At 69.3% G+C, this 11,399-nt stretch carries 9 protein-coding genes and 1 pseudogene; 7 read left to right on the top strand and 3 right to left on the bottom strand.

The window, feature by feature from the left end:
• Nucleotides 1-308 precede the first annotated feature (308 nt).
• Nucleotides 309-959, bottom strand: coding sequence for a hypothetical protein (locus WBA11_RS07195; RefSeq protein WP_424520021.1), 651 nt, complete (start codon nt 957-959; stop codon nt 309-311).
• A gap of 91 nt (nt 960-1,050) precedes the next feature.
• Here WBA11_RS07195 and WBA11_RS07190 point away from each other — a divergent pair, with 91 nt between their 5' ends.
• Nucleotides 1,051-1,515 carry a hypothetical protein gene (locus WBA11_RS07190; protein ID WP_424520020.1) on the top strand — a complete coding sequence of 155 codons (465 nt, stop codon included), beginning with the start codon at nt 1,051-1,053 and terminating at the stop codon, nt 1,513-1,515.
• Nucleotides 1,516-1,839: 324 nt separating this feature from the next.
• Nucleotides 1,840-4,374 carry a TonB-dependent receptor domain-containing protein gene (locus WBA11_RS07185; protein WP_424520019.1) on the top strand — a complete coding sequence of 845 codons (2,535 nt, stop codon included), beginning with the start codon at nt 1,840-1,842 and terminating at the stop codon, nt 4,372-4,374.
• Between the two features lie 110 nt (nt 4,375-4,484).
• Here the strand turns inward: WBA11_RS07185 and WBA11_RS07180 are convergent, their stop codons facing one another.
• The gene (locus tag WBA11_RS07180) at nt 4,485-4,862 is read right to left on the bottom strand and encodes a DUF805 domain-containing protein (RefSeq protein WP_424520018.1); all 378 of its coding nucleotides are present in this window, start codon (nt 4,860-4,862) and stop codon (nt 4,485-4,487) included.
• A 126-nt stretch (nt 4,863-4,988) separates the two neighbouring features.
• Here WBA11_RS07180 and WBA11_RS07175 point away from each other — a divergent pair, with 126 nt between their 5' ends.
• The gene (locus tag WBA11_RS07175) at nt 4,989-6,074 is read left to right on the top strand and encodes a glycosyltransferase family protein (protein WP_424520017.1); all 1,086 of its coding nucleotides are present in this window, start codon (nt 4,989-4,991) and stop codon (nt 6,072-6,074) included.
• A 37-nt stretch (nt 6,075-6,111) separates the two neighbouring features.
• Here the strand turns inward: WBA11_RS07175 and WBA11_RS07170 are convergent, their stop codons facing one another.
• Nucleotides 6,112-6,828, bottom strand: coding sequence for a bacteriorhodopsin (locus tag WBA11_RS07170; RefSeq protein ID WP_424520016.1), 717 nt, complete (start codon nt 6,826-6,828; stop codon nt 6,112-6,114).
• Nucleotides 6,829-7,021: 193 nt separating this feature from the next.
• On the opposite strand from WBA11_RS07170, the gene WBA11_RS07165 reads away from it, so the two are divergent.
• The 4 genes and pseudogenes from WBA11_RS07165 to WBA11_RS07150 form a co-directional block, all read left to right on the top strand.
• Nucleotides 7,022-8,341 carry an aminotransferase class I/II-fold pyridoxal phosphate-dependent enzyme gene (locus WBA11_RS07165; RefSeq protein ID WP_424520015.1) on the top strand — a complete coding sequence of 440 codons (1,320 nt, stop codon included), beginning with the start codon at nt 7,022-7,024 and terminating at the stop codon, nt 8,339-8,341.
• A 367-nt stretch (nt 8,342-8,708) separates the two neighbouring features.
• On the top strand, nt 8,709-9,839 hold the full coding sequence (locus tag WBA11_RS07160; protein ID WP_424520014.1) for a hypothetical protein: 1,131 nt from the start codon (nt 8,709-8,711) through the stop codon (nt 9,837-9,839).
• 45 nt (nt 9,840-9,884) lie between these two features.
• Nucleotides 9,885-11,039 (top strand): NAD(P)/FAD-dependent oxidoreductase, encoded by a 1,155-nt coding sequence (locus WBA11_RS07155; RefSeq protein ID WP_424520013.1) that lies wholly within the window; start codon nt 9,885-9,887, stop codon nt 11,037-11,039.
• Nucleotides 11,040-11,048: 9 nt separating this feature from the next.
• A pseudogene (locus WBA11_RS07150) lies at nt 11,049-11,399 on the top strand (hypothetical protein); the annotation flags it as partial.

Genomic DNA, 11,399 nt, shown 5'->3' with positions numbered 1-11,399 from the left:
CCGCGAGGGGAGCTAGGCACCGCTCCCGACGAGAGGGAGCGGATGCGTCCTCGAGGTTGTCCCGCCCTCGAGGACGAGTCCGTGACCCCGACGAACCGGCTGCCTCGAGGTCGGACGGTGACCACCCCCTGTCCCCCTCCTCATCCCAGGAAGGGGAACTCGACCTGGAAGCCCCGGCGTTGGCACCGCCGTACGCGGCCCCGAGAACGCATGCTCACTCGCCCTCAACAGGAGGGACTCCGTGAAGGACCTCGAGGCCTAACGGCAGCCGGTCGGTTCCTCGTCCTCGAGGACGAGTCGGCCCCTCGCTACAACCCCAGCGCCCTGCGGAGCCGGTCGCCGCGGACCGTGACCGACGGCACGATGATCACGTCGTCGTCGCCCAACAACGGGGACGGGCTGTAGAACAACCCGAGTTCGGGACTGACAGATAGGTCTGGCCATCCGAACCGGCCCCCGACGAAGACGCCGAGCGCCGTCGGGGTGCCCAGCGCGTCGTTCGAGAACGGCGTCAGGTCTTGGAGGCGGACGCCGCCGTACGGCACGATCCGCGGGAAGCCCTCGAGCGGGCCGGGCGACGCGACGACGGTCGCCTCGACGTGCAGGTGACTCGTCCCGATGATCCCCGCGCCAACCATCACGGCCGCACCCGCTTCCTGGCCGAGTGCGCCTGTCAGCCGCCGCTTGTATGTCGCGGTCATGCTCCCGAACCCGATGATGCGCACGCCGATGTCGGACCGCTCGTCCAGGCCGATCCTCGCCTCGTTGCCCAGCATCAGGCCCGCGCCGCCGGGCTCGGTGTCCACGCCGATGTCGCGGCGCCCCGAGGTGACTTGCAAGACGGCGCTCGGCTCGATCGCCCGCTCGGACACGGTCGATGGCGTCGTGCCGACGGCGTAGGGCACGCAGCCAGGGGTAAGTCCAATCGCCGCGGCGACCAGGAAGAGGAGACGTCGCATGAGCGGGGCCGTGGTGGGCAGTGTAAAGCTACGGGTATCGCCCGAACCACCGGCACCCTGAGCGGTACGCCACTCCCCACCGTCCGTCGCCATGCGTCTCGCTGCCTTCGCCGCCCTCGTCGCTCTGTCCGCCTGCGCCTCGACGCCCCCCGTTTCGCCCGACTCCCAGGCGGCCGTCGAGGCCGCGTTCGCCGACGTCGTCGCGGTGGTGTCCGCGCCCGACACCGATACGGACTCGTTCGCGCCGCTCGTCGCCTACCGCGGTGGTGACGCCGCGCGCAACTACCGCGCACCCGTCGACCCCTCGTCCGCGACCGAACGGGCGGCGGCCTCGACGCTGCTCGCCGGACTCCGCGCGATCGTCGAGGGCGGACGGACGGCCGACGGACGGTTCGTCTACGAGGTCGCGGAGTACGTCCACGAGCCCACCGACGAGGCCGACTGGCACGTGCTCCGGTTGGACGTCGGCGTCCTCGAGAACGACCAGACGAGCGAGATGGAGGCCGCGTTCGTGCCCGGACCGGACGGCTTCCTGCTCGCCCGAATCGCGAACTAGGGGCGCCCCCGAGGACGGCATATCCCAGACGCCGACCTCGAGGGCGGTGCCGGACGCGGCCCGCCCTGTCGCGCCGTCGTGCCCGTCTCGCCAACGCAGATGCAACGGCGCTGTGCGGTGTCCACCACCGCCTTATCGACGATTTCGACCTCGAGGACGCCAGCGAGGAGCCTCTCCTCTTCAGGTTGCGGCGACCTCGAGGGGGGCGCAACACGCGGCCGATCGACCCGTAGCCCGGCAGGGTTCTCGGTTTTCTCGCACGTCCGACGGCAATTGGGACAACTCGGAGCCCCACCTTCCGTTCGGCGCTCTTCCTCCCTGCTCATGCCCGTCATGTCCCGCTGGCTACTGCCCACCCTCGTCCTCGCCCTCGTCCTTCCGGCGTCCGCTCAGGGCAACCGTCCCCAGGGCGCCGTCACCGCGACCATCGTCGACGACGTGACCGGCGACGCGCTGCCGCAGGCGACGCTCGCGCTCTACTCCACGCGGGACACGTCGTTCGTGACGGGCGGTGCCGCTGACGTGGACGGGCGGGTAACCATCGACCCGGTCCGGCCCGGCTCCTACCTCGGGCGCGTCAGCTTTATCGGCTACGCGACGCAGACGCTGGAACCGATGACCATCGAGGTCGGGCCGCCGCTCGACTTGGGCGAGATCCGACTCGAAGAAGGCGCGGCACTCTTGGGGGAGGCCGAGGTCACAGCGCAACGCGAGTTCGTGGAGCAGCAGGCCGACCGGACTGTGTACAACGTCCAGGAGCAGGCCGTCACGGCCGGTGGCAGCGCCATCGAGACGTTGCAGACGCTGCCCTCCCTCGAGGTCGACACGGACGGCAACATCTCGCTCCGGGGCAACCAGAACGTGGTCATCCAGATCAACGGGCGTCCGACGCCGGTCCGCGGCGCGTTCCTGGCCGCGCTCTTGCGCCAGATCCCGGCCGACAAGGTCGAGCGCGTCGAGGTCATCCCGAACCCGTCCGCGCGCTACGAGCCCGACGGGATGGGCGGCATCGTCAACATCGTGCTCGCTGAGGGCGTCGAGCGCGGCTTGTCGGGCGGCTTGACGTTCGGCGGCGGGACGGAGCTGTCGAGCCAGGTCGGTGCCAACCTGAGCTACCAGCGTGGAGACTGGGACCTCAACGGCCAGTACGGCTTCCGCTACGGCCAGCGCGACGTCAACATCGAGGCCGGAACGCAGTTCTTGGACGGCACCTTCGCTCGTGACGCGGTCACGGCCAACGGGACGGACGAGGCCTCGCACTTTTTCAACGGCTCGGCCGTCCGCTCGATCGGCGACAAGACCACGCTGACCGTTGAGTCGTCGCTGGGCTTGCGGTCCGGCGGTGGAGACGGGCTCGCCACGTTCGTCGAGACGACGGACGGCGACATCTCCGAGCGCCAACGCGTCAACGACGACGACACGGACGGCTTCAACGGCGACCTCGCACTCGTCTTCCGCCGCCAGTTCGAGGCCGGCGGTGGCGGCGACGCCCAGGGCGGACCTCCCAGCCGTGGCGGGCGGCGCGGTGGGCCTCCAGGCTTCGGCGGCTCGCGCGGTGGGGCCGGCACCCAGGGCGACCACGAGCTCGCGATCGAGACGCGGTTTACGCGGTTCGACAACGACGGGCTCGGGCTGTTCTCCGACCTCGGATTTGGCTCGACGCTGCTGGGCGCCCAGTCCCAGCTGACGGACCAAACGAATGACGAGGCTCGGCTCCAGATCGACTACACCCGTCCGCTCGGCGAGACCAAGCTCGAGGTCGGCGCGCTCGGCACGGCCGAGTGGGTCGGGAGCGACACCGAGTTCCTCTCCGGCCTGACGATGAACGACCTCGAGGTCGACCCGAATCAGACGAACGCGTTCGAGTACGACCGTCAGATCCTGGCCGGCTACGTCCAGGCCGCGTTGCCGGTCGGCCCGCTCCAGGTCCAGGCGGGACTGCGGGCCGAGGTCGCCCAGCGTGACTTCGAACTGCTGACCCAGGTGCCGCCGACGGCCAACCCGTTCTTCGACCCCGACGCCGAGACCTCGGACTCGTACACGAGCCTGTTCCCCAGCGCCTTCGTGACGTACAGCTTTGGGCCGGGCACGCTCGTCAAGGGCTCGTACTCGAGGCGGATCGAGCGGCCCCGGACGTTCTCCCTCAACCCGTTCCCGGACCTGTCGGACACGACGTTCGTCCGCGTCGGCAATCCGAACCTGCGACCGGAGTACACGGACTCGTACGAGTTGACGCTCCAGTACAAGTTCTTCGCCACGCTCACCCCGTTCTACCGCCGCACGACGGACTCGATCACGCGGCGCTTTACCACGGCGCCGGGCACGGCTCGCGGCGTGTTCTCGGTCGCCAACCTCGACACGGAGACCAACTACGGCGCGGACCTGACGTTCTTCGGCCAGTTCGGCCCGGTCCGCGGCTTCGCCTCTGGCAGTCTCTACCAGGCCGTCTTGGCCGACCCCGCGCCGGGACAGGAAGACATCGAGGACGTGGCCTGGAACCTCCGAACGAGCTTGCAGATGGAGGTCCGCGACGGGACGAACATCCAGGCGTTCGTGTTCTACAACGGCCCCCAGCAGTCGGTGGACGGCGAGCGCAAGGCGTTCGCGTTCTCGACGATCGGTGTCAACCAGCGGATCTCGGAGCAGCTCCAGCTCTCGGCCCGCGTCAACGATCCGTTCGGGTTCGCCAAGTTCGAGTTCGTGACCAACGACGGCCGAGTCCTCCGCGACACGTCGTTCGACCCGAACATCCGGCAGGCGTCGTTCACGCTGACCTACACGTTCGGCTCGGGTCCGCAGATCCAGCAGCCGCAGCGCCCGCAGCAGGGTGGACCAGACGACGGCGGGTTCGGGATCTAGCGCCCTCGAGGTCGCGGCGTCGTGTGGCGCCGTGGCCCACGCGCTGGCAGGCGAGACGGAAGGGGCAAGTCCGCGCCCTCGAGGTCGGACGGGGAACGTCCTCGAGGACGCTACGCCTCCGGCGGCTGGCCCCACTCGTTGGGCGCCGGGTCACCGGCCTCGAGGAGCCAGACCACCAGCCACAGCCCGATGACCGGGATCAGGGCGAGCGCCACCCAGAAGCTGCTCCGGCCCGTGTCGTGGAGACGACGGGCAACGGCCGAGAGCGCCGGGAAGAACGTGAGCGCGAGGTAGAGCGCCAGGACCAGGCTGCCCGCGACCCAGCCGAGATCGAGGACGGTGCCCAGGACCGCCGAGACCGCGAGCAGCACGAGCACGACGGCGACGTGGACGCCGAAGAAGCTCCACAGCTCCGCCCTCGAGGCCCGGCCGTCGAAGTCGGCGAAGCGGGCGAGCGCGCTGAGGTAGTGGGCGGATGCCGAGGCCATGCGCCAGACTACGCCCCCGAGTGGGCCATGACCTCGAGGACGGCGAACGACCATGATCCGGAGATCCCTGAGGGCGCCTCGGAACCGCCGCCCGGCGCTCGTCCGTAGGGCATCCGTCTCCCCTCCTTGGATCTGGCCCACATCCTCTACGCGCTCTGCGGCGATGGCCGCGGGCACTCGTCTCGCGCCCGAGCCATTGCGTCCGTCCTCCGGCGCCGCGGGCACCGCGTTTCCTTCGCCTGCGATGACCCGGCGGCGAGCCGTCTCGAGGACGACGGGCTCCCGGTCCGACGCGTGCCTGGCCTGCGCCAAGTCATGCGCGGCAACCGCGTCCGGCTTCTCGACACCGCCCGGGCCAACTTCGACCTGACGTGGCAGAGCCCCGAGATCATCGCCTCTGCCGCGGACTGGCTTGTCGAGGACGGAATCGACGCCGTCGTGTCAGACCACGAGCCGTTTGTGCCCCGTGCCGCACGCAAGGTGGGCGTTCCGTTCGTGGCGCTGAGCCACCAACACATCCTGACCTCGACGCGTCCTCGCGTACCGGTCCGGCACTGGGCGTCGGCGCTCGGCACGGCGCTGGGGATCGGCGTGCTGTCGCCGCCCCAGCCCACGACGACCGTCGTCCCGTCGTTCTTCTTCCCACCGCTCCGGTGGGGCTCCCGCGCCACGCTCGTCCCGCCCATCCTGCGCAGCGATGTCCTCGAGGCCGAGCCGACCACCGGCGACCGGCTGCTGGTCTACGTCAACGAGGGCGACGGCATGGACGCGCTCTTGGCCGCGCTGGGGGACGTTGGCGTCCCGGCCGATGCCTACGGGCTCCGGGCCGAGACCGCGCCGCCGAACGTGACGCTTCGTTCGTCCTCGAGGTCGGGATTCCTACGCGACCTGGCCGCGTGCCGAGCCGTCGTGAGCACGTCCGGGTTCACGCTCTTGAGCGAGGCGTTGCACCTGGGGAAGCCGGTTCTCACGCTCCCGAACCGGGGCTTTTTCGAACAGGCCCTCAACGCGTTCGCCCTCGAGGACGCGAACCGAGGTGAGGTGGTCGAGCACGATCTCCGCGCGTCCGACCTCGAGGGGTTTTTGTCGCGGGCCGAGGCGTACCGGCGCCCAGTCGCCCTCGACGGGACCGCAGGGCGAGAGGCCGCCGCGGATGCAATCGAGGCCGCCCTCGAGGTCGAACCCGTCCCCCAACTCGCGCTGGCGACCTAGCCAGATCCGGCGGCCGAGCTACGGGGCCGGGCGGTGGCTAGGCGGTCGCGACCTGGACAGGGGCGAACGCGTCGGCGTCCCCGTTCCGCTCGATGGTCCGCAGCGAGTTCGCTGCCAAGAACCCGAACCCGACTTTGGCAGCGACGTCGAGGACCATGTACAACAGCGCCTCCGTCGACGCGCCGATGGCTCCGATCCCCTCGACGGAGACCAACCACACGGCCGGGTACGCGGTCCAGAGCACCAGGTGGACGAGGACCACCCGGTCGAACACCCCGCCCGAGGCCGGGAGCGCCGTCTTCGCCTCGCGCTTGTAGCGGCCGACAAAGGCCCACGCGATGGCGACGTACGCGCCGGTCGAGATCGCCCACCACACGAGGTGGAGCGCCGCCGGCGTGTCCTCCGGTAGGATCGTGGCGACGAACCCGGTCGCGATCATGAACGCGTTCGCGCCCAGCAGCCCGCCCGTCAAGGTCGCCGACGACCGGCCCAGATACGTCAGGCCCAAGAGCAGGAGCGGAGTCGAGAGGAACCACGTCACATAGCGGATCCAGACCGTCGACTGGCCCCCGCCGACCTCGAGGGCGCCGTACCCGGTCGCCATGACGAGGTAGAGCGCGAACGCGATCAGGCAGATGAAGAAATACAGCGACCACAGGATCTGCCAACGTCGGGCATCGGCGGAGGCCGCCTTGACCCCGAAGAAGGCCGACCCGGCGGCCATCGCAGCTGTTCCGATCCAGTACCACGTCATCGCCATCGAAGTGCCTAAGAGGGTGGCCGCTTCGGACCCGAGGGGACGTGGAGAGTTCGCACCCGGCCATCATACAGGTCTCCCCTGACCTAGACAGGGCCTCGGGGCCGCTGAGCGGGGTCCTTTCACCGGGTCTTTCGGCCTCTCTGGACCCCACGCCCGCTATCTTGGCTCGATTCACCGGCCCGCGCTCATGACCCTGCCCGACTTCCACGGCCAACAGCCGACCGGCCCCCAGGTCGACCCCGAGGCGCGGCCTCCGGCGTCGATCTTCGACAAGGCCGCTCGGTTCTTCGAGCCCGGAGGCGACTGGGACAAGGTCCACAAAGCCGACCTCTACCCGTTCTTCCGCGCCATCGAGGTCTCGGAAGGCACGACGGCGACCATGAACGGCCAGGAGGTCATCATGGCCGGGTCGAACAACTATCTGGGGCTGACGAACGACCCGCGTGTCAAGGAGGCCGCCAAGGCCGCCGTCGACAAGTACGGAACGGGGTGCACCGGGAGCCGATTCTTGAACGGCACCCTCGACTTGCACCTCGACCTCGAAGAGCGCCTAGCCACGTTCCTGCGTAAGGAGGCCTGCGTCCTGTTCTCGACGGGGTACATGACCAACCAGGGCCTGATTCAGGCCGTGGCGCAGCGCGGCGACGTCATCTTCTCGGACAAGGACAACCACGCCTGCATCATCGCCGGCCAGCAGGTCTCGGCCGCCGAAACGGTCCGCTACCGGCACAACGACCTCGACCACCTGCGGACGTTCCTCGAGCGGATCTCCCGAGAGCGCCCCGAGGCCGGCAAGATCATCGCGACCGACGGCGTGTTCTCGATGTCCGGCACGTTGGCCAACGTCCCCGGCTTGGTCGCGCTTGCCGACGAGTTCGGCGCGGCCCTCTTCCTCGACGACGCCCACTCGGTCGGCGTGATCGGTGACGGCGGTCGCGGCACGGCGTCCGTGTTCGGCTTAGAGGCCGAGGTCGACCTGACGTCGGGCACGTTCTCGAAGAGCTTCTCGTCGCTCGGCGGGTTCGCCGTGGGCGACCAGACCGTCATCGAGTACGTCCGCCACACGGCGAGCACCCACATCTTCTCGGCCTCGATGCCGCCCTCGGCCGTGGCGACGGTCCTGGCCTGCTTGGACATTCTGGAGGCCGAGCCCGAGCGGCTGGACCGGTTGGCTGAGATCGCCGACTTCATGCGCGACGGCTTCCGCTCGCTCGGCTTCGACGTATGGAACTCGGAGACCCCGATCATCCCGGTCGTGGTCGGCGAGATGTACCGGGCGTTCGCGTTCTGGAAGGACCTCCTCGAGGCCGGCGTGTTCACCAACGCCGTCATCCCGCCGGCCGTCCCGCCAGGGCAGTCGCTGATGCGAACGAGCTACATGGCGACGCACTCCGACAGCGAGCTCCAGCGCGTTCTCGACGCGTTCGAGAAGGTCGGGCTCGAGCACGGGATCATCGCGCCCGGCGGTGTGCCCGGACCCGCCATGCAGACGAACGGCACGGCGTAGCGTCCTCGAGGGCGCGTCCGTCAATCGGTCAACTCTCAGACTCTCGGAGAGCCTCAGCGATTTTCCTAACCTCGAGGACGGGCGAGCAAAGGCGTAGCAGACGACGCGCTCGTTCTGGCAGTATCGAGCCGACTCGAATCAGAGTTCAACGTCATCCAGAGCGGAGGGCGCAGCCCGGAGTCGAAGGATCTCGACGCGCCCCGTCCAGCCTCGAGGACGCTCTGGACCAGCGCAGCAACCGGATCGGCGTCGAGATCCCTCGACAAGCTCGGGATGACGCTGTAGGTAGATACGAGCTCCGATTTGTTGAGACACGCCCTCGAGGACGAGCCGCATCGAGGGCAGCGCGCTCGGGCTAGCTTCGGCCATGCCTGAGATCACCGTCCGCCCCGTCCGCTCCTCCGCCGACCGCAAGGCGTTCCTCGACTTCCCGTACGGCCACTACGACGGCGTCGGGGCGTTCGTGCCGCCGCTCAGGATGGACCAGAAGGCCGTCCTCGATGCGAAGAAAAACCCCTTCTTCGAGCACGGCGCGATGGAGCTGTTCTTGGCCGAGCGCGGGGGCGTGTTGGTCGGGCGCGTCGCGGCGATCGAGAACGGGCAGCACCTCAGGAAGTACGCCGACGGCAACGGCTTCTTCGGCTTCTTCGAGACCGTCGAGGACTACGACGTGGCGGAGGCGCTGCTGGACGCCGCGGCGGAGTGGCTCCGCGCGCGAGGCTTAACCGGCGTCCGCGGCCCCACCAACCCGACGATGAACGACGTCGCAGGCCTGCTGGTCGACGGCTTCGACCGGCCGCCCTCGATTCTGCTGCCGTACAACCACCCGTACTACGAGGGCTACCTCCAAACGTGGGGGTTCGAGAAGGCCATGACGATGTGGGCGTTCTACGTCCACGAGGCGTACATCAACAAGGAGCGGATGGCGCGCGGCGCGGCCATCGTCAAGCGTCGCACCCCCGGCATCACGGTCCGGTCGCTCGACCCCGCGAACTTTGAGACCGACGTCGCGGCGGCGATGCGGATCTACAACCAGGCGTGGGCCGAGAACTGGGGCCACGTGCCGTACACCGAGCACGAGGCGCTGCACCTGGCGAACGAGCTCAAGCCGATCATCGAGAAGGACATTTTCTTGTTCGCGGAGCTCGACGGCGAACCGATTGCCTTCGCGGCGTCGCTCCCGAACCTGAACCGAGCGCTCCGCTTCCTGCCTCGAGGACGGCTCGCGTCGCTGTCAGTGGCGAAGGTCCTGGCGTCGTGGAAGCTGTCGGGGATCTACGAGCTCCGCATGGCGCTGATGGGCGTGCTGCCCGAGCACCGCAACCTGGGTCTCGACGCGCTCCTGATCCACCACACCATCGTCAACGGGCTCCGAGACGGCTACCAGGCGGCCGAGCTTTCGTGGGTGCTGGACAGCAACAAGGCGCTGACGAACGCGCTCGAGAAGCTGGGCTGCACGCGGGACAAGGAGTACGGGATGTACCAAGCGAGTCTGTAAGCCCACACGCACCGAGGGCGTCCTCGAGGACGAACCGATCCCTCCATGAACCTCGTGATCGTCGGCGGTGGACATGCGTCGCTGCCTCTCCTACGCCACGCTCGTGCGCACGTCGAGGCCGGCGTCAGCGTCACGCTCGTCTCCGACCGGCCGGAGCTGTGGTATTCCGGGATGGTCCCCGAGTGGCTCGGCGGCATCTACACGACGCGAGACGTCACGGTCCCGCTCGCGCCGATCTGCGAGCGCGAAGGGGTCGAGTTTGTCCAGGCTCGAGCCGAGGCGCTCGACCTCGAAGGTCGGGCCGTCGTTCTCGAGGACGGACGGCGCGTGGACTACGACGTGATGGTGGTCGATGTTGGCTCGGTCAATCCCGGCAGGGGTGCCGCGGGCAGCGCCATCCGGGCGAAGCCCTTGTGGCGGATCGAAAAGCTAGGCGCCTTCCTCGAGGTCGCGTCAGGAGGCCGGCGGAAGCTGGTGGTGGTTGGCGGCGGCGCAGCGGGGACGGAGTGCGCGCTCAACATCACCGCGCGTCCCGGCTTGGACGGCCTCGAGGTCGTCGTCGTGGAGCCGGGCGACCGGCTCTGCCCACGTTTGCCCGATCGCCTGGGTACCTGGGCGGCCTCGACGCTCCGAGATCGCGGCGCGACGATCGAGTTCGGCGCGCGAGCCGAGTCGGTCCAGGACGGCACGGTCGTCCTCGAGGACGGGCGGCGCCTCGAGGCCGACGCGGTACTGTGGGCGACGGGGTCGGTTGGCCATCCGATGCTGCGCGACGCCGGCCTCGAGGTCACGGACCGGGGGTTCGCTCGCGTCGACCCGGGCCTGCGCTCGTCGGACGCACGCGTGTTCGTGGCGGGCGACAGCGCGACCATCAACGGCCTCGAGGACCTGCCCAAGATCGGCGTCCACGCCGTCAAGCACGGGCCGACGCTGCGCGAGAACGTGTCTCAGACACTCGCGACCCTCGCGCGAGGGGACGACCCGGTCAGGGCCACGCTCGCCCCCTTCCGCCCGTACCCGGTCGCACCCTTGATGCTCTCGACAGGGACGGATCAGGCGTGGTGGACGGCCGGACCGGTCGCGCTCCGAGGTCGGCCCGCGCTCCGGCTCAAGCATGCCATCGACCGGCGCTGGATCGACGAATACCGCGACGGGGCCTCGTACGACGGACGTTGGGATGCCCTCGCACCACGGAGCTAGACTCTGGACGTGTCCCGCCTCGCTCTCATCGTCGCCCTCACTCTCGCGTCCTGCGGCCCGGACACGTCGCCGCCCGGCGACGAGCCTCCCACGCGCGTCGAGGCACCGGCGCAGGACGACGACAGCACCGAGATCGAGTCGCAGCCTCCGACCCCGTTCGACGTGCCCGACGTCGTGTTCGACACCATGGAGCCGCCGGAGCAGGTGGTCCAGTTTCCGCCGCGGCCCACGCCTCGTCCTCGAGTGCCCCGTCCCCGACCGGCTCCACCGCGGCCGGCTCCACTCCCGCCGCCCGACGACGCGCCGTCGGGAAGCTGCGACGTTCGCCAGGCCGAGGGCTACTGCCTCGCGTTCTCGGGC

This window comes from Rubrivirga sp., from assembly GCF_049648075.1.
Taxonomy (GTDB): Bacteria; Bacteroidota; Rhodothermia; order Rhodothermales; family Rubricoccaceae; genus Rubrivirga.
This window is presented reverse-complemented; position numbering and strand designations above follow the sequence as displayed.

Coding starts and splice junctions, on each gene's coding strand:
- WBA11_RS07195 (WP_424520021.1), bottom strand. CDS start 959: ATGCGACGTCTCCTCTTCCTGGTCGCCGCGGCGATTGGACTTACCCCT.
- WBA11_RS07190 (WP_424520020.1), top strand. CDS start 1,051: ATGCGTCTCGCTGCCTTCGCCGCCCTCGTCGCTCTGTCCGCCTGCGCC.
- WBA11_RS07185 (WP_424520019.1), top strand. CDS start 1,840: ATGCCCGTCATGTCCCGCTGGCTACTGCCCACCCTCGTCCTCGCCCTC.
- WBA11_RS07180 (WP_424520018.1), bottom strand. CDS start 4,862: ATGGCCTCGGCATCCGCCCACTACCTCAGCGCGCTCGCCCGCTTCGCC.
- WBA11_RS07170 (WP_424520016.1), bottom strand. CDS start 6,828: ATGACGTGGTACTGGATCGGAACAGCTGCGATGGCCGCCGGGTCGGCC.
- WBA11_RS07165 (WP_424520015.1), top strand. CDS start 7,022: ATGACCCTGCCCGACTTCCACGGCCAACAGCCGACCGGCCCCCAGGTC.
- WBA11_RS07160 (WP_424520014.1), top strand. CDS start 8,709: ATGCCTGAGATCACCGTCCGCCCCGTCCGCTCCTCCGCCGACCGCAAG.
- WBA11_RS07155 (WP_424520013.1), top strand. CDS start 9,885: ATGAACCTCGTGATCGTCGGCGGTGGACATGCGTCGCTGCCTCTCCTA.